The organism is Pseudomonas sp. GM24, assembly GCF_000282235.1.
Lineage (GTDB): Bacteria > Pseudomonadota > Gammaproteobacteria > Pseudomonadales > Pseudomonadaceae > Aquipseudomonas.
Window position 1 is genome coordinate 1 of the sequence record NZ_AKJR01000131.1, and the last position, 20535, is coordinate 20535.

The following is a 20535-nucleotide window of genomic DNA, read 5'->3' on the forward strand; positions in this document are numbered from 1 at the left end:
GCCCGGGACGCTCCGCGTCCCTTTGAGCGCTGGAACGCGGAGCGTCCCTAGAGGCATTACCACGCAGAGCGTGGGAAAGATCTTAATATTCAAATTAGATCTAACAGATTAAATATTAAGTATTTTCAAGTCTAAAGCAGACATCTTATAGTCTCGCCGCAGGCGAATTTCGCGCAAGACGCATAAGCTGCTTTAGGGCACGATAACGCAGGCGCACGAATCACAAATTCGCCAACTTTCCTTAAGCGTCTTCCATAAGAAAACACAGGGGCTTGTCATGAATTTTTCCGCACTACGTCGCAATCTGCTGGTGGGTTCGCTAGGCCTGGCGCTGAGCGCCGGTCTGATCGGCCAGGCAGTGGCCGGTGAGCAGCTGCAACAGATCAAGGACAAAGGCGTTATCAACGTCGGCCTGGAAGGCACTTACCCTCCGTTCAGTTTCGTCGATGCCGACGGCAAGCTGTCCGGTTTCGAAGTCGAGTTGTCCGAAGCGCTGGCGCAAAAACTCGGCGTCAAAGCCAAGATTCAGCCGACCAAGTGGGACGGCATCCTCGCGGCGCTGGAATCCAAGCGTCTGGACGTCGTGGTCAACCAGGTGACCATCTCCGACGAGCGCAAAAAGAAGTATGACTTCTCCGAGCCGTACACCGTTTCCGGGATTCAGGCGCTGGTGCTGAAGAGCAAAGAAGCTGCACTGAACATCAAGACTGCCAATGACCTGTCCGGTAAAAAAGTCGGTGTAGGCCTGGGCACCAACTACGAACAGTGGGTCCGCGCCAACGTGCCGGGCGCTGACGTACGCACCTACGACGATGATCCGACCAAGTTCGCCGACCTGAACAATGGCCGCACCGACGCCATCCTGATCGACCGTCTGGCCGCACTTGAGTACGCCAAGAAAGCGCCGAAAACCGTCGCTGCCGGCGAAGCCTTCTCCCGCCAGGAAGCCGGTGTTGCCCTGCGTAAAGGCGAGCCTGAACTACTGGCCGCCGTGAACAAGGCCCTCGACGAACTGCGTGCCGACGGCACCCTTGCGAAGCTGTCCACGAAGTACTTCAACGCTGACGTCACTAAATAATGGAAGAAGCTTTCCAACTCGCACTGGACTCCGCGCCCTTTCTGCTCAAGGGCGCGTATTACACGGTAGTCCTCAGCCTCGGCGGGATGTTCTTCGGCTTGCTGCTGGGCTTCGGCCTGGCATTGATGCGCCTGTCGCGCTTCAAATCGGTCAGTTGGCTGGCGCGCATCTACGTGTCGTTCTTTCGCGGCACGCCGTTGCTGGTGCAGCTGTTCGTGATCTATTACGGCTTGCCGCAATTGGGTCTCGAACTGGATCCGCTGCCAGCGGCGCTGATCGGCTTCTCGCTGAACATGGCCGCTTACGCCTGTGAAATTCTGCGCGCCGCGATCGGCTCGATCGAACGTGGCCAGTGGGAAGCCGCCGCGAGCATCGGCATGACCCGCGCGCAAACCCTGCGCCGGGCCATCCTCCCGCAGGCGATGCGCACGGCGTTGCCGCCGCTGGGCAACAGCTTCATTTCGCTGGTCAAGGACACGGCACTGGCCGCCACCATTCAGGTGCCGGAGCTGTTCCGTCAGGCGCAATTGATTACCGCCCGGACTTTTGAAGTCTTCACCATGTATCTTGCCGCCGCGCTGATCTACTGGATTCTGGCAACAGTGCTTTCGCACTTTCAGAACAAGTTGGAAGAGCGGGTCAATCGGCACGACCAGGAGTCCTGACGATGATTGTCGTGGAAAAACTGACCAAGCAATTCAAGGGTCAGGTCGTGCTCAACGGCATCGACCTTGAGGTCAAGGAAGGCGAAGTCGTCGCGATCATCGGCCCCAGCGGTTCGGGGAAAACGACGTTTCTGCGTTGCCTGAATTTTCTTGAACAACCCACCAGCGGCCGGATCAAGGTCGGCGATATCGAGATCGATACCAGCCGCCCGCTGAACCAGCAGCAAAGCCTGGTGCGCAACCTGCGCCAGCACGTGGGCTTCGTGTTCCAGAACTTCAACCTGTTCCCCCATCGCACCGCTTTGGAAAACGTCATCGAAGGCCCGATCGTGGTCAAGAAGATGCCACGCGATGCCGCCATTGTCCTGGGCAAAAAGCTCATGGCCAAGGTGGGTCTCGCCGGCAAGGAAGATGCTTATCCTCGTCGTCTCTCCGGCGGTCAGCAACAGCGCGTGGCGATTGCCCGGGCGCTGGCGATGGAGCCGGAAGTGATCCTGTTCGACGAACCGACTTCAGCGCTCGACCCGGAACTGGTCGGCGAAGTGCTGGCGACCATCCGCGGCCTTGCGGAAGAGAAACGCACCATGGTGATCGTCACCCACGAAATGGGTTTTGCTCGCGATGTGGCCAACCGTGTGGTGTTTTTCGACAAAGGCGTGATCGTTGAACAAGGCGAAGCCAAAGCATTGTTCGCCAACCCGAAAGAAGAACGCACTAAACAGTTTCTCAGCAAGTTTCTGAATCACGCCTGAGTACTTTTTATCGCTGCATCGGAAACTTCCACGGATGGAAGTTACCTTCAACAAACACCAGCTTTATCCCTTCAGACAAAACATATTCGATGCGCTACATATATATGTTCTGCAACAGATAATGCCCGCCTGCTACCCGCTCCACCCGGCATGACAGCGCTCGAATAAATCCAAGCAAAAAACGCAAAAAAACCGTTAGTTCCGTGGCTCATTTCGTCTTGGCGCTTAGGCATCAGGCCTCAACAGCGTAGGAAGATTCTGATTAATTCGTAATTCACGAATTAACTAACATCATCTATTGACACCCCATCCCGCAGACTCTTATCTAGTCGCCAACCGGCACCACTTAGTTTAACCAACCCGTATTCAACTTGAATAAAAGTTCAAAGCTTTATTGCCAGTTTATTCACGCCTTTTGTTCTTCCAGAAACGGACTTCGCTGCAAGGCTTCAAGGAGAGAAATCGATGACCCGAACTTCGCATACCCCCGAACTGGCAGCGCCGACCGTGGCGCCCGCGCAAAAAACCGGCATCAATCTGGCCGCCGCCGCCCATCTGGTGGTCGAGGTGTCACCCTATCCCGACATGGATAGCGGAGACCTGATCGAGCTGTTCTGGAACAAATGCTATGTCGCCTCCAGGGTGCTGACAGCGGATGACGTCGGCACGGCAATCAGCCTTCGGGTGCCGGAAAGCTTCATCGCCAACGGCACGACGCGCATTCACTACCGGGTGATGCAGGTCGGTCAGGGGCCGGCGTTATCGGCGGCGACACGCGTGCAGGTCAAACTGGACTGCCCCGGCGGGCAACCTTCAGCGCTGAGCGGAGACGAAAACCAGCAACTGGCCCCCGTGACCATCCCCGACACCATTCGCCGTCAGGGGGTGAATCCAAACCAGATCAAACGCGGCGTACCGCTGACCATCGAGCCCTACCTGAACATGGCCGAAGATGACGCCATTACCTTACGCTGGGGCGATGTACGCATGGACCTGGCACCGATCACCGCCGCGGATATCGGGCTGCCCATTCAAGTCTGGGTGCCTCCCTCGGTGATTGTCGAAGCGGGCGAAGATCTGCGGCTGGACGTGACGTACTGCATTCTCGATCGGGTCGGCAACAACTCGCGCTGGGCGCCGCCAAGAACGTTGAAGATCGGTTGTGCAAACCCTTATCTGAAAGTGCCCCTCAGGCCAAAACTCATGGCTGCCGAATCGCGTAAAGATTGATCCTCTTCAGCGGATAAGGGGCCCCGGCCCCTTTACCCGAAAATTCTTAACCAACCTGACCATCACCCCTTCTATACATATTCCTAAAAGTTAGTTTATTTAATTTTTATACACGCTTAGGGTATATGAACCGGACCACCGGACATTCTTTCGTTCGCCGCACTTTTGCGGCGTTTTTCATGAGATGTGAGGTAGGTAGTATGGTCCGGAACACAATCACCCCAGTGCAGATCGCCAGGGCATTGCGTGCAGCCAAGGAGCGGCACTGATGTCCAGTCTGGCAGATGCAAACGTCCAGTCGGATCTGGACATCGCCCCACTGTTGTTGCCCGCGCAGGTCTTGCGCAACGACGCCCAAGCCATCAAGGCTGCCCATGAACTGGCGCAAGTCGCCCGCGTGCAGGCCGCCAAACGCGACCGCCAGCGCAAGTTGCCGTGGTCGGAAATCGAACAGTTCACCCGCAGCGGATTAGGCAGCATCGCCATCCCGCGCGAATACGGTGGCCCGCAGGTTTCCTTTGTCACTTTGGCCGAAGTGTTCGCGATCATCTCCGCCGCCGACCCGGCGTTGGGGCAGATTCCGCAGAACCAGTTCGGCATTATCAATCTGGTACTCGGCAGCGCGACCGAGGAGCAGAAGAAACAGCTGTTCCAGAGCGTTCTGGAAGGCTGGCGCATCGGCAATGCCGGCCCGGAACGCGGCACCAAAAACACCCTGGAGCTGAAAGCGCGAATCACCGCAGACGGTGATGATTACGTGATCAACGGCCAGAAGTTTTATTCCACCGGTGCGCTGTTTGCGCATTGGGTGGCGGTCAAGGCGCTCAACGATGACGGCAAGCAAGTGCTGGCCTTTGTCCGTCGCGGCACGCCGGGTTTGCGCATCGTTGATGACTGGTCGGGTTTCGGTCAGCGCACCACCGCCAGCGGCACGATTCTGCTGAACAACGTGCGTGTCGAATCGAGCCTGGTGGTCGACAACTGGAAGATCAACGAAACCCCTAACACCCAAGGCGCGGTGTCGCAGTTGATTCAAGCGGCCATCGACGCCGGCATCGCCCGTGGCGCCATTGATGACGCTATCGAGTTCGTCAAAACCCGTGCACGGCCGTGGATCGACGCCAAGGTTGATCGCGCCAGCGATGACCTCTATGTGATCGCTGACATCGGCAAACTGAAAATCGAACTGCACGCCGCCGAAGCGCTGCTGCGCAAGGCCGGCAAAGTGCTTGATCAAGTGCACGCCGCGCCGCTCACTGCCGAGTCTGCCGCCCGCGCTTCGATCGCCGTGGCCGAAGCAAAAGTGCTGACCACCGAGATTTCCTTGCTCGCCAGCGAAAAGCTGTTCGAACTGGCCGGCAGCCGCGCGACCCTCGCCGAATTCAACCTCGACCGTCACTGGCGCAACGCCCGCGTGCACACGCTGCATGACCCGGTGCGCTGGAAATATCACGCGGTCGGCGCCTATCGCCTCAACGGCACTTTACCGGCTCGCCATTCCTGGATCTGAGACGACCAGACATCTGGAGAAAAACATGACGCTATCCCATCACGTCGCGGTCATCACCAGCGATGAGCAAGCCCTGATCGTCGCCAGCGATCTGGCCGAAGATTTCAAACGCGACAGCGCCCTGCGCGACCGTGAACGTCGCTTGCCACTGCCGGAACTCGATGTATTTTCCCGCTCCGGTCTATGGGGCATCAGCGTGCCCAGGGAATACGGCGGCGCTGGCGTGTCCAACGTAACTTTGGCCAAAGTCATTGCCCTGATCGCCCAGGCCGACGGCTCGCTCGGGCAGATTCCGCAGAACCATTTCTACGCACTGGAAGTGCTGCGCGTAAACGGCAGCCACGCACAAAAACAACGGCTGTACGCCGAGGTTCTCGCCGGCCAACGCTTCGGCAATGCCTTGGCAGAACTGGGCACCAAAACCGCCCACGACCGCGTCACCAGCCTCAAGCGCGCCGGTGACGGCTATCGCATCAACGGTCGCAAGTTCTATGCGACAGGCGCGATTTACGCACAGCGCATTCCTACTTCTGTGGTGGATGAAAACGGCGTGCAGCAACTGGCCTTCGTCCCGCGTGACAGCAAAGGCCTGACGGTGATCGACGACTGGAGCGGCTTTGGCCAGCGCACCACTGGCAGCGGTTCTGTGGTGTTCGAAGATGTATTCGTTGCCGCCGAAGACGTGCTGCCGTTTCAAAGTGCCTTCGAACGCCCGACCACTGTCGGCCCGTTAGCGCAGATCCTTCACGCCGCCATCGACACCGGCATCGCGCGCGCCGCTTATGAAGACGCGCTGCATTTTGTGCGCAGCAAAACCCGGCCTTGGATCGATTCCGGCAACGACAAAGCCACCGAAGATCCACTGACACTGAAGAGCTTCGGCCATTTGAGCATTCGCTTGCACGCCACCGAAGCCTTGCTCGAACGTGCCGGCGAATTCCTCGACGCCGCGCAAGCCGAGACCAACGCGAAAACCGTCGCCGCCGCTTCGATTGCCGTCGCCGAAGCACGGGCGATCAGCACTGAAATCTCTTTGGCCGCCGGCAGCACGCTGTTCGAACTGGCCGGCAGCCAGGCGACCCTGATCGAACATGGCCTCGACCGCCATTGGCGCAACGCCCGCGTGCACACCCTGCACGACCCGGTGCGCTGGAAATATCACGCGGTGGGCAACTACTACCTCAATGACGAAAACCCTCCGTTGCGAGGGACGATCTGATGAGCGCGGCGAAAAAGAAGATCCTGCTGAATGCGTTCAACATGAACTGCATTGGCCACATCAACCATGGCCTGTGGACGCATCCGCGCGACACCTCGACGCGCTACAACACCCTCGAATACTGGACGGAACTGGCGCAATTGCTGGAGCGCGGGCTGTTCGACGGACTGTTCATCGCCGACATCGTCGGTGTGTACGACGTCTATCAGAACTCGGTCGACGTGACGCTGAAAGAGTCGATCCAGTTGCCGGTCAACGATCCGTTGTTACTGGTTTCAGCGATGGCTGCCGTGACCAGAAATCTTGGTTTCGGTCTGACCGCGAATCTCACTTATGAGCCGCCGTATCTGTTCGCCCGACGCATGTCGACGCTCGATCATTTGAGCCGCGGTCGTGTTGGCTGGAACATCGTCACCGGTTATCTCGACAGCGCCGCCAAAGCCATGGGCCTCAGCGAACAGGTGGAACACGACCGTCGCTACGAACAGGCCGACGAGTATCTGGAGGTGCTCTACAAACTCTGGGAAGGCAGCTGGGAAAACGGCGCAGTGCTCAACGACCGCGAGCAGCGGATCTACGTCAACCCGGAAAAAGTGCACAAGGTCGAGCACAAAGGCGAGTTCTATCAGGTCGAGGGTTATCACCTCTGCGAGCCTTCGCCACAGCGTACGCCAGTGCTGTTTCAAGCAGGCAGTTCCGAACGCGGTTTGCTCTTCGCCGGACGCCATGCCGAGTGCGTGTTCATCAGCGGTCAGAACAAACCGTCGACCAAAGTTCAGGTCGACAAGGTCCGCGCCAGCGCCGTTGAAGCGGGCCGCAATCCCGAGGACATCAAGGTGTTCATGGGCCTCAACGTGATTGTCGGCGCAACGGAAGAAGCCGCGTGGGCCAAGCACGCCGAGTACCTGAGTTACGCCAGCGCCGAAGCTGGCGTGGCGCATTTTTCCGCGTCGACCGGCATCGATTTTTCGCAGTACGAGATCGACGAACCGATCCAGTACGTGAAGAGCAACGCCATTCAGTCCGCCACCAAAAACCTGCAGAACAACGACTGGACCCGGCGCAAATTGCTCGACCAGCACGCCCTCGGTGGTCGCTACATCACCGTCGTCGGCTCGCCGGAGCAAGTGGCGGATGAGCTGGAATCGTGGATCGCCGAGACCGGCCTCGATGGCTTCAACCTGACCCGGATTGTTACGCCGGAGAGCTATGTGGATTTCATTGAATTGGTGATTCCGGAGTTACAACGGCGCGGGTCGTACAAGACCGCGTACGACAACGGCAGCTTGCGCGAGAAGCTGTTTCACGGTGCGGCGCAGTTGCCCGTGCAACACACCGGCGCAGCGTTCCGCCGCTAAAAGCATCGCTGGCAAGCCAGCTCCCACAAGGGTTTGTGGCGTTCACAAAACCTGTGGGAGCTGGCTTGCCAGCGATGAAGCCCGACCCGACACCACAAAATTAATGCACTGACTGGAAAAACCATCATGACCAAAAAACGCCTGTCCCACCCAGTCAAAGCACTGGCCCTGGCCCTCGGCCTGTTCAGCTCGGCAGTCTTCGCCGCCGACGCACCGCTGAAAATCGGCACCACCGCCGCCTTCGCCATTCCGCTGGAAGCCGCCGTCGAAGAAGCCTCCAAACAAGGCCTCAAAGTTGAGTTAGTGGAATTCACCGACTGGATCGCGCCGAACGTCAGCCTCGCCGCCGGCGACATCGACGTGAACTACTTCCAGCACATCCCGTTCCTTGAAAACGCCAAAGCCGCGTCGGGTTTTGATCTGGTGCCGTTCGCGCCGGGGATCATCAACAACGTCGGCCTCTACTCGAAAAAATACAAAAGCTTCGACGAGTTGCCCGAAGGCGCCAGCGTCGCCATCGCCAACGATCCGATCAATAGCGGCCGTGGTCTGCAACTGCTGGCCAAGGCCGGTTTGATCACGCTGAAACCGGGCGTCGGCTACAAGGCCACCGAAGACGACATCGTCGCCAACCCGAAGAAAATCAAAATCCTCCAGGTTGAAGCCGTGCAATTGGTACGCGCCTACGACGACGCCGATCTGGTTCAGGGTTACCCCGCCTACATCCGTTTGGCGAAGACCTTCGATGCAGGTTCGGCACTGCTGTTCGACGGCCTCGACCACAAGGAGTACGTGATCCAGTTCGTCATCCAGCCGAAGAGCAAAACCGATCCGCGCCTGATCAAATTCGTCGACATTTACCAGCACTCGCCGGTTGTACGCGCCGCACTGGATAAGGCTCACGGCAAGCTGTATCAAGCCGGTTGGGAAAGCTGAGCATGACGGCCGCGATCCAACGGCGACTGGAGTTTCCAGAGCCCCACAATGCTGAAAAAACCGAACTGCACCCCGAGTTGAATCGCGCCCACGTACGCTTCATCGGCCTGGGTAAAACCTACAACGGCCGGCAAGGCCCGGTCGCGGCTTTGCAGGGCATCGATCTGGCAATTCAGCGCGGCGAAGTGTTCGGCATTATCGGCCGCAGCGGCGCCGGCAAGTCGTCGCTGATCCGCACGATCAATCGTCTGGAACAACCGACCTCAGGACGGGTGTTGATCGATCAGGTCGATATTGGCGGGTTCGATGAAGACCGTCTGGTTGCTCTGCGCCGGCGCATCGGCATGATCTTTCAGCACTTCAATCTGATGTCAGCCAAGACCGTTTGGCAGAACGTTGAATTGCCGCTGAAAGTCGCGGGTGTGCCGAAAGAACAACGCGAGAAAAAGGTCCGCGAACTGCTCGAACTGGTCGGCCTGCAGGAAAAGCACAAAGCCTATCCGGCGCAACTTTCCGGTGGGCAGAAACAGCGTGTCGGCATCGCCCGCGCGCTGGTGCATGACCCGGATATTCTGCTCTGCGACGAAGCCACTTCGGCGCTCGATCCAGAGACCACCCAGTCGATCCTCGGCCTGCTTCGCGAAATCAATAAACGCCTGGGCCTGACCATCGTTCTGATCACTCACGAGATGGCAGTGATCCGCGAAATCTGCGACCGCGTTGTCGTGCTTGAGCACGGGCGGGTTGTCGAGCAAGGCCCGGTCTGGGAAGTGTTCGGTAATCCGCAGCACGAAGTCAGCCAAACCTTGCTGGCGCCGCTGCAACACGCGTTGCCGGAAGAATTGCAAAGCCGTTTGCAGACGCAGCCGCCCTCCTCCGACGCCGCTGTGGTGCTGCGTTTGCAATTCACCGGCAGCGCCAGTGATGAACCGGATCTGGGCGCACTGTTCGCCGCGCTCGGCGGGCGGGTGAAACTGCTTCAGGGCGGCGTCGAACGGATTCAGGGTCACGCGCTGGGGCAACTGTTGTTGGCTGTCAGCGACTCAGCGTTCAGCGCCGAACAATTGCGCGAGCGCGCCGCACCGTGGGTGCAGCGAGTGGAGGTAGTGGGTTATGTGGTTTGATCGCTTGCTGCAGGGCTTTATCGATACGTTTCTGATGGTCGGCGTATCTTCGCTGATCGCGCTGCTGGTGGGGATTCCCATGGCGGTGATTCTGGTCACCAGCGACAAGGGCGGGATCTACGAAGCGCCGGTATTGAACCGTGCCTTGGGCACGTTCGTGAATCTGTTCCGCTCGATCCCGTTTCTGATTCTGATGGTCGCGCTGATTCCATTTACCCGGTTGATTGTCGGTACCACCTACGGTGTCTGGGCTGCCGTCGTGCCGCTGACGATTGCCGCCACGCCGTTCTTTGCACGGATTGCTGAAGTGAGTTTGCGCGAGGTTGATCATGGTTTGATCGAGGCTGCGCAGGCGATGGGCTGCCGGCGTTGGCATATCGTCTGGCATGTGCTGTTGCCGGAGGCGCTGCCAGGGATTGTCGGCGGTTTCACCATTACGCTGGTGACGATGATCAACTCGTCGGCCATGGCCGGGGCGATTGGCGCGGGTGGGTTGGGGGATATCGCCTATCGCTACGGCTATCAGCGCTTTGACAGCCAGATCATGCTGACGGTGATTGTGTTGCTGGTGGCGTTGGTGGCGGTGATCCAGTTGGGTGGGGACCGGTTGGCGCGGGGGTTGAACAAGCGCTGAGCTCATCCGGAATCATGCCGCGCCTCTGAAACCGCTTTCGCGAGCAGGCTCGCTCCCACATTTGGAATGCGTTCCCCTGTGGGAGCGAGCCTGCTCGCGAATGGCTGCGCAGCAGCCCCGAACTCGATGGCGTATATTCGGCAAATCCCAATTGCCCGCGTATCCCCACCATGAAGCAGACCCCCAACGATCTCGAACAGATCACCACCACCACCCTCGGCCACTACAACTCGGTGGCCGAAGACTTCCGTGAAGGCACCCGCGACCACGATGTCAGCCAGAACATCGATGCGCTGCTGCGGCATATTCAAGGTGTGGCGCCGTTCACGGTTCTGGATTTCGGCTGCGGGCCGGGGCGGGATTTGCAGGCGTTTACGCGTATGGGGCACATCGCCGTGGGTCTCGACGGTTCCCAAGAGTTTGCGCGAATGGCCCGTGAGGACAGTGGTTGCGAGGTGCTGCAACAGGACTTTCTGAAACTCGATCTGCCGGCTGAACGCTTCGACGGAATCTTCGCCAATGCGGTGCTGTTTCATGTGCCATTGCAGGAATTGCCACGGGTTTTGCAACAGCTGCGCGATACCTTGAAACCGGGCGGTGTGCTGTTCAGCTCTAACCCGCGCGGGGATAACCGCGAGGGCTGGAACGGGCCGCGCTATGGCTCGTATCACGATCTGGAGGCATGGCGCGGGCTGCTTGCCCGCGCCGGATTCGTCGAACTTGAACACTACTTCCGTCCCGCAGGCCTGCCGCGCGAACAGCAGCCGTGGTTGGCCAGCGTCTGGCGCAAAGTCTGAGTCAGGGAGTTGCCTGCACCCGGTAGTGGCTGACGGTACCTTCCGGCAGCAGCAGCGTGACGCTCTCGCCGGGCAGGGTCCGGCCGTCCACTTCACGCGGGGCTGGATCGAAGTTGGCCAGCAGCCGAGTGCCGTCTTCAAATGAAGTCTGCTGCACCTGCCGATCCCCGCTCAGCCATTGGAAACCGGTCAACGCCTGCGTCGCCAGGCGCTCATGCAGCGGGCGGAAAAATGCATCCTGACGAGCCATCAGCGGCAGTCGCTGCGCCAGCGTTGCCGCACTCAGGTGGTACAGCGGCGGCACGTTGTACAGCAATTGCGTCAGTTCGTTTTCCACCCTTGCGTTGCCTGGTTTAAGGCTGTCGAACAACCAGTGATGGGTGGTGATGAGCGAACCGTGGAACACCGCTTGATAAAGCGGCAAACGGCTGGCCGGGTCAAAGTGTATGCGCCGCAACGGTTCCTTTATTGGCACGGATTTGAAGAACAGGGCCGGTTGCTCCGGCGGAAACCACTTGCCGACAAAATATTCGGAATCCGGGTTTTTACTCATGTCGGCATCGCCCCAACCGATCACCGGTGTCTGCATGCCATGAGCGAACAGTACGCCTTGGGCCGTCGTTGCATTGCCGTCTTCTGAGCCGCTGGGCAATTGCAGCACTTCATTGATCCAGCGCGACGCCGCGACATTGCCTTCGGCGTTCTGTGCCTGTGTCATTGGGGCGTCCGCACGGTAGCTGTCGAACACCATGCCTGTGGCGTAGGCGTCGAGAAACCAGCTGTTGAAACCAGCGGCGACGCTGACCGCTTTGACCCGTTGCTCCAACAAAGGGCGCACGCAACGCGGGTCGGTGTAATGACCCGACTGCTGAAAGCCGCTTTTCATCGTGCGATCTTCCAGCAAGATGGCGCACTCACGGTAAGCCGTGTCACCCAGATGTGCGGTGGTCCAGTCTGGATTCTCATCCCGCCTCAGCGCGGTCTCGTAAGAGTCATACGGTGCAAGCAGATACCCCGCCTGCACGCCCGCGCGAACCGCCTCGGGATGCCAGAGGCCGCCCTCCCAGCCCTCGCCAAGCCCCAACCACAGGCGCGGCAGCCCAGCGTTCTGCAATCGCTCAATCGTATCCAGCGACAAAGTGCTGCCCCATTGCTCGGAATTGGCTGTCACGGCACCCGCGAACTCGCGGGCCAGTTGCCCGCGCAAGGCAACATAACCGTTGGCCAGTGCCTGCATGTCCGGCACCGCGCGGGCTTGCCAGGTTTTGCGCGCCTGAGTGTTCAGCGCGTGATTGAGGCTGCGCAGCAGCACGTCTTGCTGATAACGATCGAGCACCGTTTCGGTGGCCAGCAACTGCAAGCCTTCGCGATCCATGCCTTCGCGCAATGCGCCGGCAAGGCGGCTCGGGCCGCGCAACTTGCCAAGCAACGCCGGCCAGTTACGCACATCCTTTTGCCCCAGCAGATCGTTACCCCACAGGTAGACATGAGTGGCGCCCAACAGCTTTCGCGACGCCGGTGTTTTCTCAAGCTTGCTGCTCAGGCTTTCGTAACGGCCGGTGTCGATCAGCCATTGCCGGTAGCGTTTGGCGCCGGCCAGCGGGTCGGCGTCACCCAAAAACAGGCTGAACGTCAGCGGTGTCGACGGCTTGAGTGAGGTGAATTGGTGGCGCACCGACAAAGCCAGCGAATCGCCTTCAGCGTTGAACTGCAGTTGTTTGTTAAAGGGATTGGTCAGCAACCAGCTGAGGCTGAATCCCTCATGCTCGACACCCCAGATCGGCAGACTCATGTCCTGAGTGGCATTGAGCACCCCTTGACGCACCAGAAACGCCTGCCACACCGGATCGCCGCGCGGCACATAATGCCCCTCGGCCAAGGGCCAGATCAGGCCCTTGCCCATGGCATTGCCGGGCTGGCGCAAGAACTCAAGTTCAGCCGGGGCGCGTGCGGTGATCGAGAACGTCAGGTCGCGTTGATCGAGATCAACGCTGAGTGACCAGGCGCCATCGTTCCATTGCCAGTCGACGCGATTGTCGCGTTGCACCAGGTTGCTGACCCTGTGCGCGGCGACACCCGTCGATGCCTGTACAGTCGCGCCATTGGCCGGGGTGACTCGCACGGCGAGGGTTGCGGGGTCGAGTTGTACGCGCCACAGCGGGTTCACCAAAAGGATGTCGGCCAGCGATGAGGGCGACAGGCACAGGCCGGCCAATAACAGCAGTTGGCGCAGCCAGCAAGTGACAGTCGACATCAGGCGTCCCTCCTCCAAATGGAGGAAGGACGGTAACGCAAGGCATCACAGTTGTAAGTCAGACCTTTCCCAAAGGTGTAACAAACGCACTCAGCGGGTCGATGACGAAGCGTCCTTCTTCGGCTCGCGAATCTTGTACCAGGCCACATACAGCGCCGGCAGGAACAGCAGCGTCAGCAACGTCGCCACCACAATCCCGCCGATCATCGCGTACGCCATCGGTCCCCAGAACACTTCCCGGGCAATCGGGATCATGCCCATGCTCGCCGCTGCCGCGGTCAACAGGATCGGCCGACGCCGATGCTCAGTCGCCTCCACCACCGCATCCCACGGTGCATAGCCCTTCTTCTCGAACTCATCGATCTGCGTCACCAGAATCACCGAGTTACGGATGATGATGCCGATCAGCGCGAGAATCCCCAGAATCGCCACAAAGCCCATCGGCGTACCGGTCGGCACCAGCGCCAGCACCACGCCGATCAGCCCCAGCGGCGCGACACTCGCCACCAGGAACATCTTCTGCACGCTGTGCAACTGGATCATCAGAAAGGTCGCCATCAAAAACAGCATCAACGGCAAGACCTTGGCGATCGGCCCCTGCGCCTTGCCGCTTTCCTCGACCGTACCGCCAGTGGCGACCTTGTAGCCCACTGGCAGTTTGTCAGCGAAGGCATCAATCGACGGCTTGAGGATTTTCACCAGATCGGTCGGCTGGATCTCGTCGCGCACCGAAGCCTTGATGGTGATGGTCGGCAAACGGTCGCGACGCCACACCAGCGGCTGTTCCAGCTCATAGCGCACAGTGGCGAACGCCAGTAACGGAATCGATGTGCCGTTGGGCGTAACGATCTGCAGATTCTGCAGGGTTTCCGGCGTACCACGCTCCGAATTCACCGCCCGGCCGACCACATTGATCAGATAGATGTCGTCGTTGACCTGGGTCAAAGGCGCGCCGCTGACGATGCTGTTCATCAGGTTCGCCACGTCTTCGGAGGACAACCCGAGCTGCCGCGCCTTGTCCTGCGCGATGTCGATGCGCAGGACTTTGCCCGGCTCGTTCCAGTCGTAAATGATCTCGCCGATGTGCGGGTTCTTGTCCAGCTCGGTGGCGAGGTCGATGGCGTGTTTGCGCACTTGATCGATGTCCTTGCCGCTGACCCGGTACTGGATCGGACGCCCCACCGGCGGGCCCATTTCCAGCGCCTGGACGTAACTGCCGATGCCGACGAAGTCTTTGTGCAAGCGCTCGCGCAGACGCTGACTGAGTGCCTCACGGGCCTCGAAGTCTTTGCTGACGATCACCAGTTGCGCGTAGTACGGGTTTTGCAATTGCTGGTCGAGCGGCAGATAGAAACGGATCGCGCCCTGACCGATGTAAGTACTCCAGCGCACGATGTCCGGATCCCCCTTGAGCGTCGCTTCGAGCTTGTCGACAGCCTTGCGGGTTTCGTCGATCGAGGCGTTTTGCGGCAGGTTGAGGTCGACGAGAATTTCCGGGCGGTCCGACGCCGGGAAAAACTGGTTCTGCACAAAGCGCATGCAAAAAATCGACAGAACAAACAGCAGTACGGTGATCCCGATCGCCCACCAGCGATTGCGCATCGCCCACAACAGGCCGCCATTGAACGCACGCCCGACGCGGCCAGGCTCGGCTTCATGGGGTTTCACGTTGGCGCTGAGAATGTGCACGCCGATCACCGGAGCGAAGAACACCGCGACAATCCACGACACAATCATGGCCACGGCAATCACCGCAAACAGCGTGTAGGTGTACTCACCGGCGGAACTGGCGTTGAGGCCGATGGGCACGAAACCGGCGACGGTCACCAGTGTACCGGTGAGCATCGGGAACGCCGTCGAGGTGTAGGCGAACGTCGCGGCTTGCTCCTTGGTCTCGCCCATTTCCAGGCGCGTGACCATCATCTCCACGGTGATCATCGCGTCGTCGACGAGCAGGCCGAGAGCGATGATCAGTGCGCCGAGAGAAATCCGCTGCATGGTGATGCCACTGTATTCCATGAACACAAACACCATCGCCAGCACCAGCGGAATCGAGCACGCCACCACCAGGCCGGCGCGCACGCCGAGGCTGATGAAGCTGACCACCAGCACGATGATCACCGCCTCGAACAGGGCACTGGTAAAGCCACCGACCGCTTCTTCCACCACCACCGCCTGATCGGACACGGTGTGCACACCCACGCCAACCGGCAAGTCTGCAGTCAGTTCATCGATGCGCTGGTGCAACGCCTTGCCAAACTCCTGAACGTTGCCGCCCTTCTGCATGGCAATCGCCAGACCGATGGCCGGTTTGCCGTCGAAGCGGAATTCCGGGGTAGCCGGATCGGTGTAACCGCGAGTGATGTCGGCGATGTCAGCCAGGCGATAGAAACGGTCGTTGAGTTTGAGATTGACCTCGGCCAGATCCTTTTCCGAGGCGAACTGCCCCGAAGTGCGCACGGAAATCCGCTCAGGGCCGGCCTCGATCACACCGGCCGGGGTCACGGCGTTCTGCGATTGCAGGCTCTGCACGACCTGACGCTGATCGATACCCAACGCCGCGAGTTTGCGGGTAGAGAAGTTCAGATAAATCACTTCGTCCTGCTGGCCGATCATTTCGATCTTGCCCAGCCCCGGTACATTGCGGATCTCGGCCCGCGCCTGTTCCACGTAATCGCGTAACTGGCGCATGGTCAGGCCATCGGCGGTGAAGGCGTAGACCGAGCCGAACACATCACCGAACTCGTCGTTGAACCCGGGCCCTTGAATACCTTTGGGGAACTGCCCGCGAATGTCGTCGATCTTCTTGCGCACCTGGTACCAGATTTCCGGGATGTCCTTGGCGCTGGTGGTGTCGCGCAGGTACACGTACACCGTCGATTCGCCGGGGCGCGTGTAACTTTTCACGTAGTCGAGGGAGTCGAGTTCTTCGAGTTTTTTCTCGATGCGATCGGTGACCTGCGCAAGGGTTTCCTCCTGGGTCGCGCCCGGCCATTTGGTCTGGATCACCATGGTCTTGATGGTGAACGACGGGTCTTCTTCGCGGCCCAGATTGAAGTACGAGAACACGCCCATCAGCAATGCGACGAACATCAGGTACCAGACGAATGACTGATGCTTGAGGGCCCATTCGGAGAGGTTGAAAGAGCCTTTCATTGACTGTCCTCGCCAAGTTTTACCGATTGTCCGGGTTTGAGGCTGTTGACGCCCGCGCTGACCACGCGCTCGCCATTCTTCACGCCGCCCGCGAGTACTACGCTGCTGTCGGTGCGGCTGATCACGCTGACGTCGCGAGGGCTGACGGTTTTGCTCTGGGTGTCGATGACCCAGATCCGTGGTTTGCCGTCGACCTCCTGCAAAGCGGTAGCCGGCAATTCGATGCGCGGTTTGATCGCCGAACTGAGGGTCACGCTGATCGCCGTGCCGAGGCGGAAACCGTCCGGTGTCTCAGCCAGCGTCAGGCGTGCGCGACGAGTACGCGTGGCGCTTTGCGCCTGCGGTTCGATCTCGCGAAGGGTTGCCGTGGTGTTGATGCTCGGGTCGAGTTGCCCGGCCACCAGAAACACCACGTCGGAGGGAATCTGATCGACCAGGGTGTCCGGCAGATCGATCACCGCTTCCTTGATGTCCGGTTGCGCCAGGGTTACGACCTGCTGGCCCGCCGTCACCACTTGCCCGGCTTCAGCGTTCCACGCGGTGACCACGGCTTTATGGTCGGAACGCAGTTCGGTGTAGCCGAGCTGGTCTTTGCTTTGATTGACCGCCGCCCGTGCCTGGTCCAGCGAGGCCTGGGTGGTTTTCAAGTCCGTGGTGGCAATGTCCAGTTGTGCCTGCGCCCCGACGCCACGATCGAACAGCGCCTGCTGACGGCGGGCATTGGCCTGGGCATTGATCAGTTGCGCCTGAACCTTGGCCAGGTCGCCCTGGGCCGAACGCAATTGGTTTTGCTGATCAGACGGATCAAGGGTGGCGAGCAGCGTGCCCTTTTGCACTTCGGTTCCGACATCGACGTTGCGGCTGGCGATGCGGCCACCGACGCGGAAACCGGTGTTGCTTTCATAACGCGCCTGGATGCTGCCGGCGAAACGCCCGAGGCTTTCCTCGCTCAGCGCTTGAACCTTGACCGATAACACCGGACGTACCGGCTCCGGAGGTGGCTCGCTTTTCGAGCAGGCCGCCAGCAACACCCCCACGGATAACAGCCCCAGACGCTTCATGGCTGTGCTCCCGGTTGCAGATCCTTGTAGGTGTTTTCAGCGATTTCGACTTTCATGCCGGGATGCAACAACTGCCCACCGGCGACGATGACTTTTTCCCCGCCCTTGAGGCCTTCGCTGATGATGACCTTGCCGATCAGGTAGCGGCCGACGGTCACGTTGTGCAACTGCGCTTCACCTTTATCGTCGACCATCCACACCGCCGGATCACTGATGTTTTTGGTCAGCGCCGACCATGGCAATTCGACTGCCGACTTGCCGCTGCCCTTGGCCGTGGCGCTGACCACCGAGCCCAGCTGCATCCCTTGTGGCAAGCTGTCGAGGCTGACTTTGACTTGCACCGTGCCGGACTGCGCCGACACCGCCGGGGTGATTTCACGCACCGTACCGGTGGTTTTGATGGCAGGGTTATCGAGCAGGCTGACGACGATCGAGGGATCCGCAGGACGCTCGGCCAGCAGCGATTCGTAGACGTTGAACACCGCGTCACGGTCGCCGTCGCGGGCCAGCGAAAAAATCGGCGCAGTGGCCTGCACGACCTGGCCGACTTCGGCCTGACGCTCGGTGATCACCCCCGGTGCATCAGCGATCAGTGCGGTGTAGCTCAACTGGTCCTTCGCATTAGCCAATTGCGCCTGCGCCGCACTCAAGGCGCTCTGGCTGCTGCGCAGCGCCGCTTGGGCGGAATCGTATTCGCTCTGGCTGGTGTAGCCCTTGGGCAGGAGTTTTTGCTGGCGTACGAACGCCGCGGCACTCTGTTTCACCCGGGCTTGTTCGGCGACTACCTGAGCCTGGGCGGAGTCGACGTTGGTCTGCAAATCCTTGGGATCGAGTTTGGCCAGCACCTGTTTGGCGGTGACCCGGTCGCCGACGTCGACCATGCGCTGGATGATCTTGCCGCCGACGCGGAACGACAATTCAGTCTGCACGCGCGCCTGCACGTCACCGGTCAATGTCACCGAAGCCGCGTAATCCGTGGGTTTGACCTCTTGTACAAAGACCCGTGGCAGGTATTCCTCAGGGGCTTTTTTCTCGCCGCATGCGGTCACCAAGGTGAACAGACTCAGCATGACCGCTGTTTTCAAACCGGGACTCGCCATGCAGACTCCTTCCTGTGTACGAACGTGCAAGTGACGATACGACTGTGAGCTTAGAACAGGGTTCAACGTTCGCCCGTTCGTCCCCCATATTTCCTCTAGGAGCTGCCGGAGGCTGCGATCTTTTGATCTTTTAAAAACAACATCAAAAGATCGCAGCCTCCGGCAGCTCCTACAATAGGCGCCTGAAGAGAAGGAATTCCATGCTCAATACTCTCGCGGTGGCCAATTACCGTTCGATCAACAAACTGGTGATCCCGCTCGGCCGCCTGAACCTGATCACCGGCCCCAACGGCAGCGGCAAGTCCAACCTCTACCGGGCCTTGCGCTTGCTGGCGGAAACCGCTCAGGGCGGGGTGGTCAATGCGCTGGCCCGTGAGGGTGGACTGGAGTCGACTTTCTGGGCCGGGCCGGAAACCATCAGCCGGCGTATGCGCAACGGCGAAGTGCCCATTCAGTCGACGGTGCGTCAGGCTGTGAAGCGGCTGCGCCTGGGGTTTGCCGGAGAAGACTTCAGTTATTCGATCAGCCTCGGCCTGCCCGACTCTAACGGGCACTTCATGTTGCCCGAACATTCGCGGCCGATCCCCTCGCGCTTCAGCCTCGACCCGCAGATCAAGCGCGAATGCATCTGGGCCGGCGCCCTTTACCGTCCGGCTAGCCTGTTGGTGGATCGTGACGGCCCGATGATCCGCGCACGCGCCGAGCGCCAATGGGATGTACTGGCGCAACACACGCCGAACTTTGACAGCCTGTTCGATCAGGTCGGCAGCCTGCGCAGCTCACCGGAAGTGTTCCAGATGCGCGAGTTCATTCGTCGCTGGCGCTTTTACGATCACTTTCGCAGCGATGCCGATGCACCGGTGCGCCAGCCGCAATTGGGCACACGCACGCCGGTGCTGCATCACGACGGCCGGGATCTGGCGGCGGCGTTGCAGACCATCATCGAGATTGGTGATGGCGACGCCATGCGTGCGGCGATTACCGATGCGTTTCCTGGCGCACGGCTGCATATCGAAGCGCAGGCCGGTGGACGGTTTGCCATCGAGTTTTATCAGGAAGGTTTGTTGCGGCCATTGTCGGCGGCGGAATTGTCGGACGGAACGCTGCGCTATCTGCTGCTGGTCGCCGCACTACTGACGCCGAGACCGCCGACGCTGATGGTATTGAACGAACCGGAAACCAGTTTGCACCCGGATCTGTTGCCAGCGCTGGCGCGGCTGATCATTCGCGCGTCGGAGCAGTGTCAGGTGTGGGTGGTGTCCCATGCGCGGCGGTTGATTTCGGCGTTGCAGGAAGACCCTGAGTGCAATTGCATCGTGCTGGAGAAAACCCTGGGGCAGACCGGGATTGTCGGGCAGCGGGTGCTGGATGAGCCGGCGTGGCATTGGCCGGATTGAGTGATTCAGGCAAAAGCCCCTCACCCTAACCCTCTCCCAGAGGGAGAGGGGACTGACCGAGTTGTTCTTTCTAGTTACGCCGACATGTAAGTCTCGAGTTGAACGCAGGTTTTTGAAAAGCCCAGAGATCGGCTCCCTCTCTACAGGGAGAGGGCCTGACCGCGGATGTTCGGGAATTACGCCGACCTGAAAATGCTGTTGTGAATCCATAATCGACTCGGCTTTCAGGTCGATGTCTAATGCAGGACACCTCGGTCGGCTCCC

Annotated in this window: 16 protein-coding genes; 12 read left to right on the forward strand and 4 right to left on the reverse strand. The window is 59.8% G+C overall.

Translation table 11 applies throughout. From position 1 onward, the window contains the following. Positions 1-277: 277 nt before the first annotated feature. From tcyJ to PMI23_RS15920, 11 genes are all read left to right on the forward strand, one after another. Positions 278-1078 (forward strand): cystine ABC transporter substrate-binding protein, encoded by an 801-nt coding sequence (tcyJ, locus tag PMI23_RS15870; RefSeq protein ID WP_007918743.1) that lies wholly within the window; start codon positions 278-280, stop codon positions 1076-1078. Then, positions 1078-1743, forward strand: a complete 666-nt coding sequence (tcyL, locus tag PMI23_RS15875) for a cystine ABC transporter permease (protein ID WP_007918741.1) — start codon at positions 1078-1080, stop codon at positions 1741-1743. The genes tcyJ and tcyL overlap by 1 nt, the downstream gene beginning before the upstream one ends. A gap of 2 nt (positions 1744-1745) precedes the next feature. After that, a complete protein-coding gene (gene tcyN / locus PMI23_RS15880; RefSeq protein ID WP_007918739.1) occupies positions 1746-2495 on the forward strand; it encodes an L-cystine ABC transporter ATP-binding protein TcyN in 750 nt (249 codons plus the stop codon). Between the two features lie 465 nt (positions 2496-2960). Then, positions 2961-3725 (forward strand): hypothetical protein, encoded by a 765-nt coding sequence (locus tag PMI23_RS15885; protein ID WP_007918737.1) that lies wholly within the window; start codon positions 2961-2963, stop codon positions 3723-3725. A 268-nt stretch (positions 3726-3993) separates the two neighbouring features. Further along, a complete protein-coding gene (locus PMI23_RS15890; RefSeq protein WP_007918734.1) occupies positions 3994-5235 on the forward strand; it encodes an SfnB family sulfur acquisition oxidoreductase in 1242 nt (413 codons plus the stop codon). Between the two features lie 25 nt (positions 5236-5260). Beyond that, positions 5261-6454: an SfnB family sulfur acquisition oxidoreductase gene (locus PMI23_RS15895; RefSeq protein ID WP_007918733.1), complete on the forward strand. Its 1194-nt coding sequence runs from the start codon at positions 5261-5263 to the stop codon at positions 6452-6454. After that, a complete protein-coding gene (locus PMI23_RS15900; protein ID WP_007918731.1) occupies positions 6454-7812 on the forward strand; it encodes an LLM class flavin-dependent oxidoreductase in 1359 nt (452 codons plus the stop codon). The genes PMI23_RS15895 and PMI23_RS15900 overlap by 1 nt, the downstream gene beginning before the upstream one ends. Before the next feature lie 126 nt (positions 7813-7938). Further along, complete coding sequence (locus tag PMI23_RS15905; RefSeq protein ID WP_007918730.1) at positions 7939-8748, forward strand: MetQ/NlpA family ABC transporter substrate-binding protein; 810 nt, start codon at positions 7939-7941, stop codon at positions 8746-8748. 2 nt (positions 8749-8750) lie between these two features. Beyond that, entirely contained in the window at positions 8751-9872 is a 1122-nt protein-coding gene (locus PMI23_RS15910) for a methionine ABC transporter ATP-binding protein (RefSeq protein ID WP_007918728.1), read from the forward strand. Next, on the forward strand, positions 9862-10506 hold the full coding sequence (locus PMI23_RS15915) for a methionine ABC transporter permease (protein WP_007918726.1): 645 nt from the start codon (positions 9862-9864) through the stop codon (positions 10504-10506). The genes PMI23_RS15910 and PMI23_RS15915 overlap by 11 nt, the downstream gene beginning before the upstream one ends. A 170-nt stretch (positions 10507-10676) precedes the next feature. Beyond that, positions 10677-11303, forward strand: coding sequence for a class I SAM-dependent methyltransferase (locus PMI23_RS15920; RefSeq protein WP_007918723.1), 627 nt, complete (start codon positions 10677-10679; stop codon positions 11301-11303). A gap of 1 nt (position 11304) precedes the next feature. Here PMI23_RS15920 and PMI23_RS15925 read toward each other — a convergent pair whose 3' ends face one another. From PMI23_RS15925 to PMI23_RS15940, 4 genes are all read right to left on the reverse strand, one after another. Next, the gene (locus PMI23_RS15925; RefSeq protein WP_007918722.1) at positions 11305-13557 is read right to left on the reverse strand and encodes a glycoside hydrolase; all 2253 of its coding nucleotides are present in this window, start codon (positions 13555-13557) and stop codon (positions 11305-11307) included. 90 nt (positions 13558-13647) lie between these two features. After that, positions 13648-16713: an efflux RND transporter permease subunit gene (locus tag PMI23_RS15930; RefSeq protein ID WP_007918721.1), complete on the reverse strand. Its 3066-nt coding sequence runs from the start codon at positions 16711-16713 to the stop codon at positions 13648-13650. Further along, positions 16710-17774, reverse strand: coding sequence for an efflux RND transporter periplasmic adaptor subunit (locus PMI23_RS15935; RefSeq protein WP_007918720.1), 1065 nt, complete (start codon positions 17772-17774; stop codon positions 16710-16712). The genes PMI23_RS15930 and PMI23_RS15935 overlap by 4 nt, the downstream gene beginning before the upstream one ends. Further along, a complete protein-coding gene (locus tag PMI23_RS15940) occupies positions 17771-18874 on the reverse strand; it encodes an efflux RND transporter periplasmic adaptor subunit (protein ID WP_007918719.1) in 1104 nt (367 codons plus the stop codon). Before PMI23_RS15940 ends, PMI23_RS15935 begins: the two co-directional genes overlap by 4 nt. A 200-nt stretch (positions 18875-19074) precedes the next feature. On the opposite strand from PMI23_RS15940, the gene PMI23_RS15945 reads away from it, so the two are divergent. Beyond that, entirely contained in the window at positions 19075-20271 is a 1197-nt protein-coding gene (locus PMI23_RS15945) for an AAA family ATPase (RefSeq protein ID WP_007918718.1), read from the forward strand. The last annotated feature ends 264 nt before the right edge of the window (positions 20272-20535 follow it).